We start from the raw sequence: 22,025 nt of genomic DNA, 5'->3' as shown, positions 1-22,025 counted from the left end.
CAACGGCCGGTGTTGTCCCTGCTCCCCTTACCAAACGATATGGCTGAGGAAGGCATCGTCGTCCGCCTGAGTATTGGCGATCGTGACCATATTGCCGCCGCCAAAGTCGATGACCGTATCGGCGCCGACCTGGGTTATGACCGTGCCGGGATGACCGTTATAGGCATGGACGTCGATCGTGTCGCCTTGGGCGGCCGAGAAATCGCTGATGACATCGGCGCCGCTATCGGCTGCAAAGACGAAAGTATCAGCGCCCAGACCTCCGGCAAGATGGTTGCTCCCCGTGTTGCCGGTCAGGATATTGGCGCGGCTGTTGCCGGTTCCGTTGAGATTGGCGGCTCCGGTCAGGGTCAGGTTCTCGACATTGTTGCCAAGGGTGAAACTGACTGAGCTGAAGACACTGTCGACGCCTTGGCCGGAATATTCCGTGACCGTGTCGCCGGCATTGTCGACATAGAAGATATCGTTGCCGTTGCCGCCACGCATGGTGTCGGCCCCTTTGGCACCATCGATGACGTCATTGCCATCGGCGCCGCCTAGCGTATTGTTGCCGACATTGCCGGTCATCAGGTTATCCAGTGTATTGCCTGTGCCGAAGCGAACGCCGGAGCCGGTAAGGATCAGGTTCTCGATGTTGGCGCCCAAGATGTAGGTGCCGTTGATCGCGATCGTATCATTGCCGGAATTGCTGTATTCGGTAACGATGTCGAGCTTGTTGTCGACATAGTAGCGGTCGTCGCCAGCGCCGCCCTTCATGGTGTCGCCGCCCTTGCCGCCATCCAATGTGTCATTACCCAGGCCGCCGCCCAGGTTGTCATTGCCCTCGCCGCCGATCAGCTTGTTATTGCCGTCATTGCCGATGATGGTGTTGTTCAGGGTGTTGCCGGTGCCGGCGGTGTTACCGGTGCCGCTCAGGGTCAGCTTCTCGACATAGGCGCCCAGGGTATAGGTGCGGGTACTGATGACGGTATCGCTGCCGCCGCCGTTCAGCTCGGTCACGACATCGCTCGAACTGTCGACAAGATAGGTGTCGTTGCCGGCCCCGCCGCTCATCTTGTCGGCGCCCGCGGCGCCATCCAGAATATTGTTGCCGTTATTGCCGGTCAGGGTGTTGGCGGAGGCGTTGCCGGTCGCATCTATGGCTCCGCCACCGGTCAGGGTCAGGCTTTCGACATTGGCAGACAGACTGTAGGAGACCGACGACAGGACCAGGTCACGGCCCACGTCGACACTTTCAGAAACTATATCGCCGGCATTGTCGACGATGTAGGTGTCGTTACCCCATCCGCCGCTCAGGGTATCGAGACCTTCACCGCCGTCCAGAACGTCGTCGCCCGAGGATCCGTATAGAAGGTCGTTACCGCCATAGCCGAACAGCTGGCTGTTATATAGAGGCAGCGCCATGACGTCGTCATAGTTGCTGCCCCAAAGTATCTCGATGTCTTGATAAACATAGCTATCGCCCCAGGCATAGCCGTCGCGTTCGGGCTGCAACAGGTCTCCGTTGCCGTGGACAAGATAGATGCCACCCGGGGCATTGCGGTAGGACAGCGTATCGATACCGGCACCGCCGGTTACCTGATCGGCACCGGGGCCCGCCTCGATGAAGTCGTCGCCGTCGCCGCCGTCGACCAGATAGGTGGCGGCGGGTTGCCCAAAGCTATTGGTGCCCGTGCCCGTGCCGCAGACCAGATGGTCGTTGCCGGCGCCACCGCGCAGGATGGCACTGGCATGGCCAGCATAGAGTGTATCGGCGAAATCCGTAGCGATAATGCCTTCAATATTGACCAGGGTATCGCCCGCGGCGTCGCCGGTATTTGTGCCGCTGTTATCGATGTAGACGGTGACCCCCGAAGTGGCGCCGGCATAGTCGGCATAGTCCGGGCCATAATTGAAGTCATCGCTGAGATCGCCGACATTGCCTGTGCCGCCGTCAAGCACATCCGCTCCAAGACCGCCACGCAGGTAATCAATGGCGCCGCCGCCCTGCAGCGTGTCGTTGCCGTCACCACCGTACAGATAATCCTGGCCACCGCCGCCCGACAACAGGTTATCGCCGCCGTTGCCGATAATCAGATTGTCCAGGCTGTTACCGGTGCCGCTGAGGTCAGCCGATCCCGTGAGCCGCAGATCCTCAATATTGTCACCGAGCGTATAGCTGACGGAAGCGTAGACAACATCGAACCAGCCGCCGGCCGGTCCGGCCGTCTCTTCGACCACCCGATCGCCGGTATTGTCGACGCGATAGGTGTCGCTGTCGTCGCCGCCATACAGGGTGTCGGCGCCCGCGCCGCCATCGAGAAGGTCCGCGCCGCCCCCGCCGTGCAGCGTATCATTATCCGTGCCGCCCGTGAGTGTCTGGGCCGCGGCAGCCGTGTCGAAGACGATATGCTCGATCGGATTGAGCAATCCATTCGTGATGCGCACGCCGTCATAAAACTGCTGACTGGCTTCCGGCAGATAGCTGTAAGTGCCAATAGTGATGATGGTGTCGTTCCCGACGATTTGCCGGCGCAAGTCCTGTGAGGTCATGTCGCCATGGACCAGCAGTGTATCATCGCCGCCGCTGTCGCCGATCAGGTCGAACCCGGTGCGGTTCGTGCCGTAGACATAGGCATTGATGGCGTAGCTGTCGTTTCCGCTCCCGCCATCCAGCACATCGTTGCCGGCGCCGCCAACCAGCAGATCATTGCCCGCGCCGCCGCCCAGATGATCGTTGCCGCTAAGTCCGCTCAAGCGGTCATTGCCGGCGCCACCGTTCAAGGTATCGTCGCCGACATAGGAAGCCGACTGGCGGGGATCGAAGGCGACGACATCATCATAGCCATTGTTGTCGTTCGGCGTCAGGGTGCCAGGATCGAACCAGGTTTCGAAGGGCTTAACGGCCACGACGGAACCGTCCGCCGAGAAAGAAACAGGTATCTCCTGGCCGGAATAGTCGCCTCTCATAAACAGGTCATAGGCCGCGGTATGAATCTCACCCGTCGCCGGGTCATAGATCATCAGGTCGACATAGCCGCCCTGGTTCTGTCCGTTGGTCGCGGGGTCTTCGGCATAGAAGGCGACAAGATGGGTGTTACCAACAAAGAAGGGCGGATGCGTTTCCAGCAGCCAGGTGTCGTTAACCGGCAGGGGCAGCCGGGTGATGTCACCCGTCGCAATATCCATGATGAAGGGATTGGCGTCGATGGTGCCATCGTCAGGTGTCAGGCCTGGCGTTTCCGTAACGAACAACAGCTTGGTCCCGTCGGCGGAAATCGATGCTGCCGCCGGAACATAGGTCAGGGCATAGTAATTGTCATTGTGGCCAACCAGACGGATATCCCCCGTCCACAGGTTTTTGAGAAAGATGTCGGTGCGTGAACCGGAAAGCGAGCCGTCATGCGTCAGGTTGGGCATTGAGCCGATGAAGGCCATCCATTGGCCGTCAGCGGACAGGCTGTATTCGGCGCCGCCATGGTTGCCGAACTTATCCGGCTGTGCCAGATAGGCAGCCTGGCCTGTCGCGATCGTGTAGGCCGTAATGCCGTGCTGCCCTTCGTAGTACAGGGTGCCGCCGTTTGCCGAGATCGAAATGTGGGCCACCCGCTCGTCTTCGGGAAAGGTGGCCAGCATCTTCAGCGTGCCGGTCGCGAGATTCTTGCGGTAAACGACCGTGTCAAAGGAGTCGTTCACCGAAATAAAATATACCGACTGGCTGTCGGCGGAAAAGACGAACGATCCATGATGTCCGCTACTGCCCGTATTGGTGAGACCAAGCGCCTGGCCATCGGCCGTGACATTGATGCGGGTGACGGCGCCGGTTTTCAGGTCCTTTACGAACAGGTCGTCCTGGCTGTAATTGGCATTGGGATTGAACGGCGCATCGCCGGGCGCCAGATTTCCGGCCCAGCTGTCGAACACCACATAGCGCCCGTCCGGTGAGACCACCGGCATGAAGGAGGGTCCGTCGCCCACCCCGCCATCCATGGCCGAACTGACCAGGGTCGTGCCTTCCATGACGACATTCTGGCCGGTGATCACGTCGTCGAAGGCGGACCCGATAACCGCCTCGATCGATTTCAGCGTGTCGTGACCGATGCCGGGTCCTGAAGCTTCGCCGGTGCCGAGGTCAAGGGTGACCGGTCCGGTCGCTCCGGCATAGCTTACGGTATCGTGTCCGGCACCACCGGATATCTCCTCATCGGCCGCTGTACTCGTAAGTACGTCATCGCCCTTTCCCCCGTCGAGACGCGCCATCCTCCCCCTCCCCCATGTGTCCATTTCGACATCCTTAGCGCAGCCGCGCGTGCCGTCAAGTCGCGCGAGTCTTCAGACAGAGCTGTCTCATCGGGTTAATACGTAGTGAACCGTTCGAGACTGGTCAAAGGTGGCATTTCACCCGCCCGGGCGGTAAGACCGTTCGGTATGGCCGGCCAGTTGGTCGGGATAGAAATAGACCTCGCGCAGATTGCCGGCGATATAGCGGTCGACCTGGTCGGTGAAGTGCGGGCTGTCGGGATGGCCACTTTCGCCGCCCGCGGTGACGGCCCAGGCCTTGAGGCGCGGGCCGAACTCGACTAGGGCGATGAAGCTGTTGCCCAGGGTGCCGTAATAGCGCTTGGTGCCTGGATAGCGTTTGGCGCCGAACGCCGCCAGCGACCCCCACTGGCTGGACGTGAAGGGCACCGGCGTGCTGGGCTTTGAGTCGTCAAAGGTTTGGGCAATGGCGCCGTCATTGCGCTGGAAGCGGTTGATCTCGCCCCATGCCACCTGCCAAGAGCCGAAATCCTGAGTCAAGCGATCGACGGCCTCGTTCAGGGCGTCGAGGCGCTCGATATCGCTGCCATGGGTGGCGATATAGTCGAGGACCGGCATCCGCGCCGCCTTGGCCGGTCCAGCCGCGCGTTGCCACATCGCCTCGCCCCAGAAGACCGCCAGTGAGGTTGCGGTGGAGTCCTTGCCCCAGCGGCGGTCCCAACCGGCCAGCAGGGCGACCGGGGCGTCAAGCTTGGCCCGGCGCGGATCGTCGGCGGCCAAGGCGGCATAGGTTTGCGCCAGTAACGGCACGAGACGATCAAAGGCCGGCAGCCACGGATCGAAGGCCAGGGTGTTGATGTCATGCGGGGCGATCTTGGGTGGCAGGGCGTGCAGCAGGGTTAGGGCGTGGATGCCGCGGGCGGTCTCTCCCACCTGATCCATATAGCGCGGAAAGTCGGCGGCCCTCGGACTGTCGCTGCCGGCTGCCGTCCACGGCCAGTTATTGACATTAAAGGCCCAGCCGGCCTTCGGGTCAATGACGTGGGGCAGGCTGTCGAGGCTGTGCAGGCCCTTCCAGTCGGTCGCCGGGTCGCTGCCGTCGACCGGTTGCGTATAGTCGAAGCGGTTGTCGCGAACGGGCACGAACTGCGGGTGAAGATAGGCGATGTCGCCGCGACGGCTGGCGAACAGGGTGTTGTTCGACGAATTGGCCTTGAGCTCTGCGACTTTCATGAAAGATTTGAGGTCGTGGGCCTTGGTGCGCAGGAAGGATTGTTCCAGCGCCGCCACCGGCTTGTTCATCAGGGCGAACGCGATCCACTTGCCGTTGTCGGCGCGGACGATCGGGCCATGGTGTGTGGCATAGGTGGTGAAGCTGCGCGAGGTCATGGCGCCATCGCCGCCGCGGTAGGCGATAGTCACGGTCTTCTGCGTCACCGGCCTCAACTCGCGGCCGTAGCGATAGGACAGGCTGCCATTGGGGTTTTTGATAATGGTCTCGGCGAATTCGTCAACGCTGTCGACACCGCTGGAGGTATGCATCCAGCCGACATAGGCATTGAAGCCCTGGTAGATGAAGAACTGGCCTCAGGTGGTGGCGCCATAGGCATCGAGGCCGGCGTCGCTCTGGACCTGCATTTCCGAGCGGAAGAAGAAGCTGGTGTGCGGATTGATCCACAACAGGGCATGACCGTCCTGCTCGCGCGACGGGGCGATGGCGATACCGTTGGAGCCGGAAGGCTCATGATAGAGAAGGCCCTTCTCGTCGTCCGTCATGGCCAGTTGTTGATGGTCGTAGAAGTCCTGAAGCTGGGTCAGGGGTGCGCGTTCGATATCGCCGCCGATACTGCCTTCGGTAAAGGAGAGCGCCATCCACGGCTCGAAATGCGTCAGGACGGCGGGGTGGACATCGGGATGGTCGGCGAGGTAGGCGTTGAGCCCGGCCGCCCAGGCGTCCATCAGGTCGCGCAGCCACTTCGGGCTGGCACGATATTGCGCCTGTAGAGCTTCCGGGTCGATAAAGAGGCGCTGGCGCAGGTCAGCCCAGATGGCGCCCTCGCCGTCAGCCTCGGCTGTGCGGCCAAGGGCGGTCAGGTAGTTGCGTTCGACGCGGTTGAAGTCGTCCTCGGCCTCGGCATACACCATGCCGAAAACGGCGTCGGCATCGCTATGGCCGTGGATATGGGCGATGCCCCAGTCGTCGCGGGTGATGGTGACGTAGTCGCGATAATTGGCAGGCGCGGCTTGAGCCGCACCGGCGGACAGGGCGAGACCGAGAAGGACGGCGCGGATCATCTACGGCCCCTTGACGACGTCGCCGCCCTTGATGACCAGGTCGACATGGCGGAGGGTACTGAGATCCTGGGTCGGATCGCCAGGGACGGCGACCAGGTCGGCGAGCAGGCCCGGCTTGATGGCGCCGACCTTGCCGTCGACGCGGAACATCTTCGCATTGACCGAGGTGGCGGCCATCAGGACCTCGCCGGCCGGCATGCCGTTCTGGCCCATCAGCTCCAGTTCGCGTTCATTGGTGCCGTGGGCGAAGACGCCGACATCGCCGCCGGCGCAGATGGTGACATGGGCGGCGCGCGCCAGGCCGAAGGCTTGACGGGCTTTCAGCACGGCGTCGGGCGCCGGTTCCACCCCGGTCCAGCCGCGGTAGCGCGCGACGGCGTCCGAAGCGGCCAGGGTCGGGCAGTAGCCTATGCCCTTGTCGTGCATTTCCCTGAAGATTTCGGCCGTACCGCCATAGCCGTGTTCGATCGTGTCGGCGCCGGCATCGATGGCGCGCTGCATGCCGGCGGCGGTGGCGGCGTGGACGGCGACGATACGGCCGGCGTCGTGGGCGGCAGAGACCGCGGCCTGCATCTCGGCGGCGGACAGGGTGGGACGGCTGTCCTCGCCCGGGCGCCAGCGATAATCGGCATAGAGTTTGACGATATCGGCGCCGTTGGCGATCTGGGTGCGGACGGCGCTGACGATATCGTCGACGCCGCTGACCTCCTGCGCCCCTTGAGGGATCTCGACGCCGGGTTCGAAACCCTTGGGGCCATAGGCGCCGAGCGCGACGATTGCCTTGGTCGCCACCAACATGCGTGGGCCGGGGACGATGCCCTGGTCGATCGCCTGTTTCAGCCCGACATCGGCATAGCCGGCGCCTTCGGTGCCGAGGTCGCGTTCGGTGGTAAAACCGGCCATCAGGGTGGCATTGGCCTGGACGACGGCGCGGGCGGTGCGCAGGGCCAGCGGTTCGTGCTCGACCTGGTCGTCCCAACTGGTCTCGTTATAGGGATGGAGGAACAGGTGGCCGTGACCCTCGATCATGCCTGGCATCAGGGTGTCGTTCGGGAGGTCGATGACGCGGGCATCGGCCGGCGCCGTCAGGTCGGGGCCGGYGGCCGAGATCTTGCCGTCCTGGACGAGGACCTGCCAGCCGGTGTGGGGCTTGGGGTCGATGCCGTCGAAGACGCGCGCCGGCCTTAGCAGCAGGGTTTGCGGCGCGGCCTGGGCGAAAGCTGGCATGAGGGCCAGGGCGGTGCACAGGGCGGCTGATTTCAACGACAAGGCCATGGTCCCGTCCTCCTGAACAGGCCGGCAGGTTTGTCCATTTTCGCCGATAAGTCCACGCGATAATTACCGGCGTAACGAGATGGGCTGGCGCCATTCGGAGTAGCCGGGGGGCATATCGGCTGAAAACCGGCACTCCGAATGGAGAGGAGGCAGCTTTTTGAGGTTTTATATTACCGCTTTGAAGGGCGGCGGAACCTGTGCTTGCGGCCCTTAATCGATAGACAATAGCATTGCCCTGGACCGGCCGTTTGGGATTCGGAGTGCCGGTTTTCGTAGTACTGGCGCAGATCTACTCCGAATGACGCCAGCAGTCGGTTAAGCCTTGATAATATGACCTTATTCCACCGTCACGGTCTTGCTGAGTTTGATATCGGCCGACGAGTCGCCCAACATCAGGCTGACCGGTTCAGCTTCGACGGTGAAGGCTTTTGCGGCGGCATCCCAATAGGCGAGCTGTGAAGCTTTGAGGGCGATCTGGACGGTTTTGGTTTCGCCCGGCGCCAGCGTGACTCGCTGGAAGCCTTTCAGTTCCTTGATCGGGCGTTCGACGGCGGATTTCAGGTGCTTGACGTAGAGTTGCACGACCGTGTCGCCGGCGACCTTGCCGGTATTGCTGACGTCAACGTTGATCGTCACCGTACCGTCCTTGGCGACCTTGGCAGCATCGGTGCGCATATGGCCATAGCGGAAGGTCGTATAACTCAGACCATAGCCGAACGGGTAAAGTGGCTTGCCCTTGGCGTACATATAGGTGCGGCCGTGGCGGATATTGTAATCCATCATCGGCGGCAACTGGTCCATCGACGCCGGCCAGGTTTCGGTCAGGTGACCACCCGGATTGTAAGCACCGAACACCACCTTGGCCAAGGCGGTGCCCTCGTCCTGGGAGGCGTGGGTCATGTGCAGGATAGCGGGGACGTGGGCCTGCGACCAGTTGATGGTGTAGGGAAAGCTCGAGACCAGGATCATCACCGTCTTCGGGTTCACCGCCTGCACCGCCTTGACCAAATCCTCCTGTGCCAGGGCCAGGGTTTCGCGGTCGCGGCCTTCGCGGCCGTCGCCCGGATCGGCGCACGGCTTGGTGCCGGCATCGGTCCAGTCGTGCGCCATGTTCGGGCCGCAGGTCGGGTCGTTGCCGACAACGACGATGACGGCATCGGCGGCGCGGGCGGCGGCGACCGCGGCGCCGGCGGTATTATCGGCGGTATAGATGACATTGATATCGGGACCGAGCTCGGCCTTGATGCCTTGCAGCGGCGTCACGGCATAGGGCGGCGTGCCGCCGTACCAGTCCCAGTGGACGCTGTCAGCCAGCGGCCCGACGACGGCGATGGTCTTGACCTTCGCCTTGTCGAGCGGTAGCAGGCCATCGTTCTTGAGAAGGGTCACCGACTCCAGGGCGATCTGTTGCGAGACGGCGCGATCGGCGTCGCTGTTCCACGGTTCCGGCCCAGAATCCGGCAAGGCCTTGATAGTCGAATACGGCACCATCTCCGGCGGATCGAGCAGGCCGAGCTTGATGGTGACGCGGAACTTGCGGCGGAGCGCCGTGTCGATATCGGCCTCGGTCAGGGTGCCGTCGGCCAAGGCCGCGTGGGCCTCGTCCTTATAGGTGTCGAGGAACTGGTTGATGCCGGCTTTCAGGCAGGCCACGACGGCGGCTTCTTGTGTAGGATAGGCGTGATAGAGCTTGACCAGGTTGGTGACGGCGCCGCCGTCCGACGACACGACCTCGGCGCCCCATTGGTCGATGACGAGGCTGTTGAGGATGGGATGGACGCCCATGGGCGTGCCGTTCCAGGCATTGTAGGACGCCATGACGCCGACACCGCCGCCGTCCTGAAAACCCATGCGGAAGGGGACGGAATAGTATTCCCAGAACAGGCGGTCGTCGAAATCGGATGATGAATTGCCGCGGCCGTTTTCGTTGCTGTTGGCGAGGAAGTGCTTCATCAGCGAGGCGCCCAGCCAGTATTTCGGATCGTCGCCCTGCAGGCCGTGGATGAAGGACACCGCCATTGTGCCAGCCAGGTACGGGTCCTCGCTATAGACCTCCTCGCTGCGGCCCCAGCGCGGGTCGCGGGCGAGATCCGCCTGCGGGCCCCACGACATCATCAGCTTGCGGTCATAGGACGCGGTCTGCGAAATGAAGCGGGCCTCGTAGCTTTGCACGCCGGCGGCCTTTTGCACCAGGGCCGGGTCCCAGGTCTCGCCCATGCCGGGCGGCTGCGGGAACTGGGTGGTGGTGACGGGGGTGAGGTTGCGTTTGCCGCCGCCGCGTTGGACGACGCCGTGAATGCCCTCGGTGCTGCCGAAGCTAGGGATGTTGAGCCGCGGCACGGCGGTATTGGTGCTCAGCGCGTCGATCTTTTCATCGACCGTCATCAGGGACAGGATGTTGTCGATGCGTTGCTCGGTCGGCAGGTTCGGATCGAGGAAAGGATAGGCCGGTTGAGCCATGGCGGGCGATGATAACGCTATCACGCACACGGATAAGGCCAGCGTTGAAAATCGTCCCATACACTGTCTCCCAGGGGTTTGTCCGGCGTTATTGTGCGCCGCTGAGGTGACAGGCGGAACGTCCGGTTAGATGAAGGTTGTCATATGAATGTAACGGAGGCAAGCCTCAATCGATCAGGTAGCCATTGGCGAGTTCGGTGAAGTCGGCGATTTGGGCCGCCTGCCAGGCCGTGTCGTAGTTTAGTTCTTCAGCCAGCATTTCGGCGACGCGCGGGGCGCAGGCGACGGCTGCGCGGGCGTCGAGCAACAGGGCGCGCAGGCGGCGCGACAGGCCGTCTTCGACAGTACGCGCCTGCTCATGACGGACGGCCCAGCGCACCTCTGCCTCATTGTAAGGCAGGTCCGGATGCAGGGGCGTGTCGGCGCCGGGCAAACCGGCGATGGCGACGGCATCGCTGCCACGGAGGCGCAGATGTTCGGTGCGGCTGGACGCCGAGGTCAGGCCGGCTGAGGTGATGGCGTGGTCGATCGTGTCCTCACCCATGCGGCGATAGGTCGTCCACTTGCCGCCGGTCAGGGTGATCAGACCGCTTTCTGAGGTGACGATGGTATGTTCGCGCGAAAGGGACTTGGTGTCGGCAGCGTCGGCCTTGACCAGGGGACGCAGACCGGCAAAGACGCTCAGGATATCGCTGCGCGTCGGCGCCGGGTCGAGATAGGCGGCGGCGGTCTTGAGGATAAAGTCGATCTCGCTATCGAGCGGTTTGGGTTCCAGGGATATCTCCGGCACCGGCGTCTCGGTCGTGCCGATCAGGGTGCGCTCGTGCCACGGCACGGCGAACAGGACGCGGCCGTCGGAGGTCTTCGGTACCATCAAGGCGGTGTCACCTGGCAGGAAACGCCGCGCCACAACGATATGGACGCCCTGGCTGGGCGACAGCATGGCGGGGGCTTCGGCATGGTCGAGACGGCGGACACTGTCGACGAAGATGCCGGTGGCGTTGATGATGACGCGGGCTCGGGCAGCGTGGGTTTGGCCGGTTTCGCTGTCCGTGAAGTGAACTCCTGTCACCCTGCCCGCTTCTTTGATCAGGCCTGTCACGGGGGCGTAGTTGAGCGCCGTGCCGCCCTCGTCTTCGAGGGTGCGCAGCAGGGACACGGCGAGGCGGCTGTCGTCGAACTGGCCGTCGAAATAGAGGATGCCGCCTTTGAGGTTTTTGGTCTTGAGAGTCGGAATATGGGCCAGGGCCGAACGGCGGCCAAGAAAACGGCTGGGGGCCAGGTTGAGCCGCCCGGCCAGCAGGTCGTAGAGCTTGAGGCCGAGGCCGTAGAAGGGCAACCGCCAGGCCTGATAGGTGGCGATGAGGAAGCCGAGATCGTGAACCAGATGCGGTGCGTTTTGTTTCAGCAGGCCGCGTTCGTGCAGGGATTCGTGGACAAGATGGAGATGGCCCTGGGCAAGATAACGCACCCCGCCATGGACCAGCTTGGTGCTGCGGCTGCTGGTGCCCTTGGCGTAGTCGTGGGCTTCGAGGAGCAGGGTGTTATAGCCGCGGGTGACGGATTCGAGCGCCGTGCCGAGACCGGAGGCGCCGCCGCCGATGACGATGACGTCCCACACCTGATCAGCGGTGGCGGCGCGCACGATGTCGGGACGCGGATCGGTCATTCGGCCCAGGCCGCGCTGCGGGAAACCGCCTTGCGCCAGGTGGCCATGCGGGCGGCGCGTTCGTCGGCGCTCATGGCCGGCTCGAAGACGCGATCGACCTGCCAGTGCTGGCTCAAGGCATCGGTCGAGGTCCAGAAACCGGTAGCGAGGCCGGCGAGATAGGCGGCGCCAAGCGCGGTGGTTTCGATGATTTTCGGCCGCACCACCGGGACGCCGAGGATATCGGCCTGGAACTGCATCATCAGATTGTTGCGGCTGCCGCCGCCATCGACGCGCAGTTCCTTCAGAGGGGCGTCGCTGTCACGCTGCATGGCCTCTAGCACCTCGGCCGACTGAAAGGCGATGGCTTCGAGGGCAGCGCGGGCGATGTGGGCTTTTGTACTGCCGCGCGTCAGGCCGAGTATCGTGCCGCGCGCGTAGGCGTCCCAGTGCGGGGCGCCGAGGCCGACAAAGGCGGGCACGAGATAGACGCCGTCGCTGTCGGGGACCGAGGCGGCCAGGGCTTCGACATCATTGCTGGAGGCGATGATGCCAAGACCGTCGCGCAGCCATTGCACCAACGCGCCGGCGACGAAGACCGAGCCTTCGAGGGCATAGGTGCGCTGGTCGCCCAATTTCCAGGCGAGTGTGGTGAGAAGTTTGTTGTGGCTGGGGACCGGGGTGCCGGCGGTGTTCATCAGCATGAAACAGCCGGTGCCATAGGTGTTCTTGGCCATGCCCCGGGTCAGGCAGGCCTGGCCGAAGGTGGCGGCTTGCTGGTCGCCCGCCATGCCGGCGATGGGGATGCGGGCGCCGAACAGGCCTTGGGCGGTTTCGGCATAGACGGCGCTGTTGGCGACGACGGTCGGCAGGAGGGCGCGCGGCACGTTGAGGATGGTGAGGAGTTCGTCGTCCCAGTCGCCCGTGTGGAGGTTGTATAACAGGGTGCGGCTGGCATTGCTGGCGTCGGTGATATGGACGGCGCCGCCAGTCAGGTTCCACACCAGCCACGAATCGATGGTGCCGAAGGCGAGTTCGCCGGCTTCGGCACGGGCGCGAGCGCCGGGGACGTTGTCGAGGAGCCAGGCGATCTTGGTGCCGCTGAAATAGGCATCCAGCAGCAGGCCGGTTTTGGATTGGAAAGTGGGTTCGTGGCCGGCAGCGCGGAGGCTGTCGCACAGGCCGGCGGTGCGGCGGTCCTGCCAGACAATGGCGTTGTGGATTGGCTGTCCCGTCTTGCGGTCCCAGATGACGGTGGTTTCGCGCTGGTTGGTGATGCCGATGGCGGCGATATCCGAAGCGCGCAGGTTGGCCGCGGCCAGGACTTCCTGCGCCGTGCCCATCTGGGAGCTCCAGATGTCGCGGGCCTCGTGTTCGACCCAGCCCGGCTGCGGGAAGATCTGCCGGAATTCCTTCTGGGCGATTTTGACGATATTGCCATCCGCGTCGAAGAGGATGGCGCGGCTGGAGGTGGTGCCTTGGTCTAAGGCCAGGATGTAGGTCATGATGACTCCGGCCGCGGGTGTAAAAGTAAGTCAGAAGCCCCACCACCACCGCGCAAGGGCGCGGCGGTCCCCCTCCCCGGCAAGCGGGGAGGATCAAGAAACTATTGAGCCGCCGGCTTGTTAGACTTCAACGTCGGGCTGTCGAGGTCGAGGCCGGCGGCGGGGATGGTCTCCGCCTTGGGCAGGGCCGTGGTCAGGTCGGCGCCCATGACCTTGGCGTCGCCAACAACGATGATGCTGGCTTCGGACGGATCGAATTGTTCCTGGGCGAACTCTTCGACCTCCTGGGCCGAAACGGCGTTGACCTTGGACGTGTAGTGTTTGATTTCTTTCAACTTGACGCCATAGAAGGACAGGTCGCTCAGGATGCCGGCCAGGCCGTCGGCGGTGCCGAGCGTGCGGCCATAGTCGCCGACCAAGCCCGACTTGCGCGCCGTCAGTTCATCGGCGCCGACCGGGGTCGTGCCGAGTTTGGTCATTTCATCTTTCATCAGGCCGACGACCTGGGCGGCGGATTCGTTCTTGGTCTGGGCCTGGGCGGTGAAGCCGCCGGTGGTGGTGCGGGTCGATAGCGACGAACCCGCGCCATAGCTTAAGCCGCGCTTGATGCGGATTTCCTCGTTCAGGCGGGCGGAATAGCCGCCGCCCAACACGCCGTTGGTGACCAGGCCGATATAGTAGTCTGGATCCTTGCGAGCGATGGCGGTCTTGCTGATGGTAACCGCGGCCTGGCCGGTACCGGGCAGGTCGACGATGACGTCGCGCGGCGGGGCCTTCGGCTTGACCGCAGGCGCGGTCAGCGGCTTGCCGGCCGGGGCTTTCCAGTCACCGAAGGCCGCCTTAGCCATAGCAAAGCCTTCCGCCGGCGTGATGTCGCCGGTCAGGACCAGGATGGCGTTGTCGGGACGCCAGGCGCCGGCGTGGAACTTGACGAGGTCGTCGCGGGTGATGCGGGTCAGCGAGTCGGGCGTGCCGGCGGCGACGTGGCCCATGGCGGTGCCGGCATAGATAACCGGCGCCGTAACATAGCCGGCCAGGGAGCGCGGCTGTTGGTAGGCCAGTTTCAGGCCGTCGAGCGATTGGGTGCGGACGCGGTCGATTTCTTCCTGGGCGAAGGCCGGGTGTTCGGCGACATCGGCCAGGATCCCCAGGGCCGGGGTCAGGTTGCTCTTGACGACGCTCAGGTTCAGCGACGACGATTCCATGGCCGACGAGGCATCGACCTCGGTGCCCAGCGCCTCGCTCTCGGCGGCGATCTGCTGGGCCGACCTGGTCGCGGTGCCTTCGGTGATGACGTCGGACATCATGCTGGCCGTGCCGGATTTGTCGGCGGCGTCGGACGAGGCGCCGGCGCGTACGGTCAGGCGAGCCGCCACCAGGGGCAGGTCGGAGCTTCGCGCCACGACGACCTTGAGGCCGTTGGGCAGGGTCATCTGGTCCGGCGACGGCAGGACGGGATCGACAGCCTTGCCAAGCGCCGGCATGGCTTCGCGCTGGCCTTCGTCGGCCAGGGCGTAGGTAGCGCCGGTGAAGGGGACGCTCGGGACATTGGCGACGGTGACGGCGGGTGCTGCTTCGCCGGCCGGGCGTTCGGATTCGGCCATGTAGCGGATGGTGGTGGCGCGGTCGGCCCGGAAGTATTTTTGCGCCACGCGCTGAACGTCGGCGGCGGTGACGGCGGAGATATCGGCGATGGCGGTATTGGCCTTGGCGGCGTCACCGTCGGTTTCCAGGGCATAGCCCAGGGCGAAGGCGCGGTCGTCGATCGATTCACGGGCGCGGACGGCGGTGGCGATCAGTTCGGTCTTGGCGGAATCGAGCTCGGCCTGGCTGACCGGAGTGTCGCGCAGCGCCGCGACCTGGGCATTCAACAGGCTCTCGCCCTCGTCGAGCGTCTTGCCGTCGGACATAATGGCGCCGACATAGAGGACGCCCAGTTGCGCCTGCATATCGGCGCTGGAGAAGATGTCGGCGGCGGCCTGCTTGTCATAGACGAGTTCGTTATAAAGCCGAGACGACTTGCCGCTCGACAGGATGGCGTCGAGGACTTTCAGGGCCGGGGCATCGGGGTCGGAGGCCTTGGGCGCCAGCCAGGTGATGACGACCGCCGGCAGGGGGACATTGGGGCCATAGGTGAGAACCGTCTTCGATCCGGTGCGCTCGGGCTCGGTCGCCGTGACGCGCGGCAGGGGCGTCGACGGCGTCGGGATGGCGCCGAGATACTTGTCGATCCAGCTATTGAGCTGGGCTTCGTCGAAATTGCCGACGATGATCAGGGCGGCATTGTCCGGGCGATAATAGGTGGCGTGGAAGGCGCGGACATCGTCGATGGTTGCGGCGTCCAGTTCCTCGATCGAGCCGATGCCCGGGCGTTTATACGGGTGCTGGGCATAGGTGTTCTGCGGAATGTAAAGGTAGAACAGACGGCCATAGGGTTGCGACAGGACGCTCTGGCGCAGTTCCTCTTTGACGACGTCGCGTTCGGAGGCGAAATTGGCCTGGTCGACGACCAGCTTGCCCAGGCGTTCGGATTCGGCCCACAGCAGGCGCTCCAGGCTCTGGGTTGGGACGACCTCGTAATAGTTGGTGAAATCGTCCCAGGTCGAGGCATTGTTGAAGCCGCCGACATCTTCGGTCAGGCGGTCGAAGGATTCCGCCGGCAGGTCCTTGGTCGCCTTGAACATCAGGTGTTCGAAGAGGTGGGCGAAACCGGAGCGGCCGTTGGGATCGTCCTTGGAGCCGACGCCGTACCACACCTGGACCGTGACATTGGGGGTGGTGGTGTCGCGCGAATAGAGGACCTTCATACCGTTGGGCAGGATCCGCGTCTTGTAATCGATCGGCGGCACGGTGATCGGCGCTGCCGAGGCCGCCGAGGCAGCCTGGGCATGCGACGCCATAGGCACGGCCAGCAGAAGGGCGGCGGCACAGGCGGATTGCCACAGGCGATGGGTCTTGGACATGGGAGGCTCCGGCGATCGTTGAGGCCGGAACTATTCGCATACGGTGGGCGGGTGTAAAGTGAATTCGATGACAGGAATTTTAGACAAAGCTTGTGCCGCCGGCGGGCAAGGCTTTGGCGGTAAAGGTTTGCTGGGAGGTGCAGGCGAAGGTCTGGCTGGTGATGGTGTCCAGCGACATCCATTCGCCGGTCGCGGCACCTTCGGTCAGGGTCAGGCGGACGAAGCCGTTATAGCTGTCGTCGGCGGCGATGATCTCGGCATTCTGGTCGGCCAGGGTCTTGGCGAATTGCAGGTCGGGCAGCCAGGCGTCGAACCATTTGGTCGGGCTGGTCACCGAGGTGACGCCGAGTTCGACGGCGACGGGCGTGCCGGCATTATCGTGCAACTGGTTGGCCCATGCGGTGTGGCTGTCGCCGGAGACGACGACGGCGCGGGCGCCGGCTTCGCGGATCATGGCATAGAGGCGTTCGCGTTCGGCCGGATAGCCGTCCCACGAGTCGAGATTAAAGGGCATCGGGTCCGCCTGGCTGAACAGGCCGATCATGGCCTGGAGCTGGGTGCGCGTGGCCTCCGGCAGGGCGGCGAGGACGGTGGCGATGGTGTCGGCGCCGAAGACCTTGACCAGATCGGGTCCGGCGACTTTCGCCATGATGACCTGGTTGCCGAGGACCTGCCAGCGTATGCCGTCGGCGACGGAGGTTTTCAGGGTAGCGGCCAGCCAGGCGCGTTGTTCGCCGCCGAACAGTTCGCGAGCCGGGTCATTGAGGGCGGTGCGGAAGGCGGCGTAGTCGGGCTGGCCGTCGGTGATGGTCAGGTCCTTTTGATAGTCGAGCTGCTTGGTGCGGCCGAGCAGGCGGGTTTCCAGCATGATCAGTTCGGCCATCTGGCCGAAGCGGAAGCTGCGATAGATGGCTTCGCTGAGCTGGCCGGGGGCTGGGTCGCGGATCGGCATCCATTCGCGATACGCTTTCAGGGCTGCCGCCTTGCGGACGTACCAGTCGCCCTCGCCTTTTTCCGGATTGTGGTTTTCGGCGCCGGAGGTCCAGGGATTGTTGCAGATCTCGTGGTCGTCGAAGACGCATATCCATGGGGCGCGGGCGTGGGCAGCCTGGAGGTCGGCGTCGCCTTTGTATTGGGCGTGGCGGGTGCGGTAGTCGTCGAGGGAGAGGATCTCGTGGGGCGGTTCGGGGGCGCGGTTCAGGATGCGGCCATTGCCCATGCCGTAGTCGGTGGCGCCGGCGCCGTATTCGTAAATATAGTCGCCGAGGTGGACGACGGCGTCGACACGGTCGAGATTGGCAATGGCGCGGTAGGCATTGAAATAGCCGTTCGGAAACAGCGAGCACGAGACGACGGCCAGGACGACCTTGTCGGTTTGCAGGGGCAAGGTGCGGGTGCGGCCGGTGACCGAGGTGATGCCATTGGCGCGGAAACGGTAGACGTAAGCTGTGTCGGGCGTCAGGCCGGCGACATCGGCCTTGACGGTATAGTCGCGGCCGGCGTCGGTGGTGACGCTGCCCTGGGCGAGGATTTCGCTGAAGCTGTCGTCAAGAGCGACTTGCCAGGTGACCTCGGTCGGTTTGTTCGCGCCGCTGAGGCGGGTCCACAGGATGATGCTGTCGGCGAGCGGATCGCCCGAGGCGACGCCGTGGTCAAAACTGACGGTGATGGGTGATTGGGTGACGGCGGCCGAAGCCAGGGCCGAGGCCCCGGTCAGGCTGCCGAAGGCGGCAAGTGCACCGCGTCGGTTAAAACGCATCTCATACCCCCGTCTTGGTTGACTTCAGCCAAGCGGTTAGGGTGATTTGATGACGCCGGTTTTACAGACTTATGACGGTTTTTCAGCGAAATCCTTAATTTCGTTAAACTTTTACGGTTTGACCGTTTTACGCCTTAGCGCGCCATACCGGGCGAATTGACCCGCCTTATGCAGTAGTCAACCCGCTGCATAAGACATGGTACTTAATTGAAATTATTCACTTTTCTGGGATTAATGCAGTGCCCCGCCATGCGGCAATAGCATACCTTTTGTCAGCCTTGGGCGGCCATGAAGGCGTTGCGCGCGGCGACCGCGGTGTCGGCGAAGTCGCTGAACAGACCGTCAACGCCCATGGCCAAGAGCTGCTGATATTCGGCAGCGGCGTTGCCGGCATAGTAAGGGTCGAGCCGGTCGTTGCGCATGGTCCAGGTATGGACGTCGAGGCCGCAGGCGTGGGCGCTGTCGATCAGGGCCGTATTGAGGACAGGCGCGCCATAGACGAAGCTGACCAGGTAGCGCTTCCACGGGGCGACGATGTCGGCATAGGTGGCGATCTCTTTCAGGCCGGCGGGTGTGACGCGATCGAGATTGGTGCCGGCTTGGCCTGCCGCCGTCCAGTCATAGGGCTTGTCCGACGGCGCTTTGAGGATCATGGCGCCGGTCAAAGGGTCGGTGTCGGAGCCGTCGATCAGTTGCATCAAACGGACGCTCGTCTTGGTGCGGAGATATTTCAGATTGGCGACTTCGAACGATTGCACGATTACCGGTGACGATTTCTGCGTCAGGCCGGCGCGCGCCAGGGTGTCGAGAAACTTGTCCTCGATGGCGAGGCCGAGATTGCGGTGGAAGGTCGAGTGCTTGATTTCAGGATAGACGCCGACGCCGCCGGCCTTCGCGATGTCGATCACCTCTTCCAGGGTCAGGATGGGATAGAGGCCGTCATGGCTATGGTCGCGGTCGTCAAAGGCCTGTTTGGCGCGCAGGGTCTTGATCTCGGCGAGGGTAAAATCGCAGGTGAAGAAATCGGTTACCGTGATGCCGTCGAGCGTGCGGGTGCGTTTGCGGTCGGCGAATTCGGGGTGGTTGACGACGTCGGTGGTGACGGAGAGCAACGGTTCGTGGCGGACGATCAGGTGGCCGTCGGAGGTGGAGACGACGTCGGGTTCGATGAAATCGGCGCCCATCTTGATGGCCAGTTCGTAGCCGGGCTGGGTGTGTTCGGGCAGATAGCCGGGGGCACCGCGGTGGCCGGTGACGAGCGGCCGTTTGGTTTGGGCTGTGGCGGAGTTTGTCATGACGCAGGCGGCCGTTGCAAGGCCGGCTCCCAGGATGTGGCGGCGGTTCAGGGTCATGCTAGCTCCGGGAAGAAAGAAAGGCCAGCCGCCGTGGTGAGGGCGGCTGGTCAAGTTTTACGCACGGGGAAAGAGAAGTAAGACAGGCAAGGTAAGGAAGAGACCCCTCACCCGGCAGGCTGAAGCCTGCCACGGCACCGGCCGCCCGGCCTCTCCCCTTGAAAAGGGAGAGGGGATTTTGGATCGAAGCACGTCGTCCTTAGAAGGTCTTGCGGACCGCCAGGAAGAACTGACGCGGGGCGCCGGTCAGGATGGTTTGGTTGTTGTTCGAAGCGTCGCTGTTGACGAAGCCGTTGGAGCCGATGGTCGAGATATAACGCTCGTCCGTCAGGTTGGTGACGTTGAGCTGGACCGTCGTGCCGACCGAGGCGAAACGATAGCCGACGCTGAGGTCGCTGATCGTGCTGGACGGCACTTCACCACCGATATTGGTGTAGGTGTAGAAGCGCTTGTCGGTGTAGCTGGCACCGAGCGTCGCGAACAGGGCGCCGTTGTCGTAGCTCAGTTCCGTCTTGAGCAGGTTCTTCGGCGAGTTGACGACCGTCTTGTCGTGGGTCGGCGTGGTTTGCGGGTTGCCGGCGGCATCGACATAGTGGACGTCGTCTTCATACTTCGAGTCGTTGTAGCTATAGGCGGCATAGAGCTTCCAGGCCGACGAGAAGCGGTAGCTGCCGGCCAGTTCCAACCCTTGCGTCTTCACGCCGCCGACGTTCGATAGCACCGGGGCATTACCCTGGATGCCCGGGCCTTGCGTGACCGCCAAGATACGGTTGTCGAATTTGACGTTATAGACAGCCGCGACGCCCTGGAAGTTCGGGAAGTTGAAGCGCAGGCCGCCTTCGAGGGTCTGGGAGGTTTCCGGCTTCAGGTGATCGCGGACAAAGTCGATATTGGTTTGCGATTGCGAGCTGAAGGGGCCGCTGGTGGCGGCGGACACGTAGGCGTCCATGTTTTCGGCGTAGGAGCCGAACAGTTCGTAGTTGGAATTGATCTTATAGACGGCGCCGAGCTGGGGCAGGAAGGTGTCCTTTGAGGTCAATTTGGCGTCGATGGTGCCGCCGACCGTTTGATGGACCGTGTTCCTGGTTTCCAGCGACTTGAAGCCGAAGTTCAGCTTCAGGGCGTCGGTGACGGTCCAGACGTCCTGGACATAGGCCTGGGTCGTCCTGGTGTTGAAGGCGTATTCCCACTGGGTATAGAAGGGGTTCTTCTGGAAGCCCAGGCTGTCGCGATGCGGGGCGGCCAGGGTTTCGCCGTAGAAGCGGCGGGCCTGGTTGAAGTCGTTGTCTTCCAACCAGAAGCCGGCCGAGACCTGATGGGCGCCGAGATCGAAGGTCACGCCGCCGATGACGCCGGTACGGTTGATATCGTATTCGGTGGTGCGGATCGAGGTGTAGGCATTGTCCGACGACGGCGAGGCGGCGTTATAGAAGGGCGAATAGGAGACGCCCGGCGACGGCAGGTAGGGCGTCACCCACAGGCCCTGGCCTTCGTTCGTGTGGTGATAGACCTGGCCGCTGAAGCGGATCGTGTCCGAGACCGGCATGTCGAGCTTGATGCCGGACAGGGTGTCGTTACGGACGCCGGCGCCATAATAATAGGCGTCGTCGACTGAGGTGATGTTGCCGGGGAAAGGCAGGCCTTGCTGGTAATCCTTGGCGACGGCCTGGGCAGTCGCCCAATCCGGCTGGAAATTGTCCCAGTTATAGCCGAGGCGGTTGATCATCTCGAACGACATGTCCTGATAATCCTGCTCGCGGCGTTCGGAATGGTTGACGAAGGCCGACAGCGAACCCTCACCGATCGGCAACACGGCCTTGGCGTCGAGCTGCTGGGCGCGTTGTTCGCCGCCGCCCTTCCACTTGTCGGTCTTCATGTCGACGGCCGAGACATAGGCGCGCAGGCCGCCCAGGGCGTCGATCGAGCCGGTCTCAAAACGACCGTAGACGCGGTGCATGGCGTCGCTGCCCAGCGTGCCGTCCAGCTCGCCGCCCATGGTGGTCGACGGATCGCGCGAGATGAACTTCAAGGTGCCGCCCATGTTCGACGAAGTCGCCGAATCGAGCGAGCCGGCGCCTTGGGACAGGTCGGCGCGGGCAATGTCTTCGTTGATGATGGCGCGCGAGATGTGCAGGCCGTTATAGTTGCCATAGCTCATGTCGCCGAGCGTGACGCCGTCGAGCGTGAAGCCCATCTGGCTTTGGTTGAAACCACGGACCGAGATGCGGGTCGACCATTCATAGGCGCCGAACGGATCGGCCGATTGGAAGGAAACGCCCGGCAGTTTGTTGAGGACTTTCAGCGGGCTGGTGCCCGGTGCGGCGCGGGTGATGTCGTCGGCCTTGACGGCCTGAGTTTGGCGGCTCTGGCCGCGACCGAAGACGACGACTTCGGTAGGTTCGGCGGTATCGGCGGACACGTCGGTGGCCGGGGCCGCGGCGGGGGCCACGTCCTCTGCGTGGACGAGGCCGGCGGTCAGGAAGGCGGCCAGTGCGACGCCCGATAACAGTGCGAGTTTCATTTCATATC

9 protein-coding genes and 1 pseudogene are annotated in these 22,025 nt (G+C 63.4%); all 10 read right to left on the bottom strand.

Annotation, left to right across the window (positions count from 1 at the left end; translation table 11 throughout):
- Window positions 1-27: 27 nt before the first annotated feature.
- The 10 genes and pseudogenes from AC1DX3_RS11055 to AC1DX3_RS11010 all read right to left on the bottom strand — a co-directional run bounded on the left by AC1DX3_RS11055 (window position 28) and on the right by AC1DX3_RS11010 (window position 22,017).
- Complete coding sequence (locus AC1DX3_RS11055; protein WP_476989333.1) at window positions 28-4,239, bottom strand: hypothetical protein; 4,212 nt, start codon at window positions 4,237-4,239, stop codon at window positions 28-30.
- A 138-nt stretch (window positions 4,240-4,377) separates the two neighbouring features.
- Window positions 4,378-6,534 (bottom strand): annotated as a pseudogene (locus AC1DX3_RS11050) (penicillin acylase family protein).
- The gene (locus AC1DX3_RS11045; RefSeq protein ID WP_476989332.1) at window positions 6,535-7,809 is read right to left on the bottom strand and encodes an amidohydrolase family protein; all 1,275 of its coding nucleotides are present in this window, start codon (window positions 7,807-7,809) and stop codon (window positions 6,535-6,537) included. It lies immediately after the preceding pseudogene.
- 336 nt (window positions 7,810-8,145) lie between these two features.
- Window positions 8,146-10,329, bottom strand: coding sequence for a glycoside hydrolase family 3 C-terminal domain-containing protein (locus AC1DX3_RS11040; protein WP_476989331.1), 2,184 nt, complete (start codon window positions 10,327-10,329; stop codon window positions 8,146-8,148).
- A gap of 106 nt (window positions 10,330-10,435) precedes the next feature.
- Window positions 10,436-11,938 (bottom strand): glycerol-3-phosphate dehydrogenase/oxidase, encoded by a 1,503-nt coding sequence (locus AC1DX3_RS11035; RefSeq protein WP_476989330.1) that lies wholly within the window; start codon window positions 11,936-11,938, stop codon window positions 10,436-10,438.
- Window positions 11,935-13,422, bottom strand: a complete 1,488-nt coding sequence (gene glpK / locus AC1DX3_RS11030; protein ID WP_476989329.1) for a glycerol kinase GlpK — start codon at window positions 13,420-13,422, stop codon at window positions 11,935-11,937. The genes AC1DX3_RS11035 and glpK overlap by 4 nt, the downstream gene beginning before the upstream one ends.
- A 101-nt stretch (window positions 13,423-13,523) precedes the next feature.
- Window positions 13,524-16,385 (bottom strand): M16 family metallopeptidase, encoded by a 2,862-nt coding sequence (locus AC1DX3_RS11025; protein WP_476989328.1) that lies wholly within the window; start codon window positions 16,383-16,385, stop codon window positions 13,524-13,526.
- 79 nt (window positions 16,386-16,464) lie between these two features.
- On the bottom strand, window positions 16,465-18,144 hold the full coding sequence (locus AC1DX3_RS11020) for an alkaline phosphatase D family protein (RefSeq protein ID WP_476989327.1): 1,680 nt from the start codon (window positions 18,142-18,144) through the stop codon (window positions 16,465-16,467).
- Window positions 18,145-18,416: 272 nt separating this feature from the next.
- Window positions 18,417-19,496 carry a glycerophosphodiester phosphodiesterase gene (locus tag AC1DX3_RS11015; RefSeq protein ID WP_476989326.1) on the bottom strand — a complete coding sequence of 360 codons (1,080 nt, stop codon included), beginning with the start codon at window positions 19,494-19,496 and terminating at the stop codon, window positions 18,417-18,419.
- Between the two features lie 199 nt (window positions 19,497-19,695).
- Window positions 19,696-22,017, bottom strand: a complete 2,322-nt coding sequence (locus AC1DX3_RS11010) for a TonB-dependent receptor (RefSeq protein ID WP_476989325.1) — start codon at window positions 22,015-22,017, stop codon at window positions 19,696-19,698.
- Window positions 22,018-22,025 lie beyond the last annotated feature (8 nt).

Source organism: Asticcacaulis sp. P2_B1, from assembly GCF_056404915.1.
Note: the sequence above shows the minus strand (reverse complement) of the source record. Positions and strands in the feature narration are given on the sequence as shown.

Excerpts from the sequence above, each read along its gene's own strand:
- AC1DX3_RS11055 (WP_476989333.1), bottom strand. The coding sequence starts at position 4,239 with ATGGCGCGTCTCGACGGGGGAAAGGGCGATGACGTACTTACGAGTACA.
- AC1DX3_RS11015 (WP_476989326.1), bottom strand. The coding sequence starts at position 19,496 with ATGACCCTGAACCGCCGCCACATCCTGGGAGCCGGCCTTGCAACGGCC.
- glpK (WP_476989329.1), bottom strand. The coding sequence starts at position 13,422 with ATGACCTACATCCTGGCCTTAGACCAAGGCACCACCTCCAGCCGCGCC.
- AC1DX3_RS11020 (WP_476989327.1), bottom strand. The coding sequence starts at position 18,144 with ATGCGTTTTAACCGACGCGGTGCACTTGCCGCCTTCGGCAGCCTGACC.
- AC1DX3_RS11040 (WP_476989331.1), bottom strand. The coding sequence starts at position 10,329 with ATGGGACGATTTTCAACGCTGGCCTTATCCGTGTGCGTGATAGCGTTA.
- AC1DX3_RS11010 (WP_476989325.1), bottom strand. The coding sequence starts at position 22,017 with ATGAAACTCGCACTGTTATCGGGCGTCGCACTGGCCGCCTTCCTGACC.
- AC1DX3_RS11035 (WP_476989330.1), bottom strand. The coding sequence starts at position 11,938 with ATGACCGATCCGCGTCCCGACATCGTGCGCGCCGCCACCGCTGATCAG.
- AC1DX3_RS11025 (WP_476989328.1), bottom strand. The coding sequence starts at position 16,385 with ATGTCCAAGACCCATCGCCTGTGGCAATCCGCCTGTGCCGCCGCCCTT.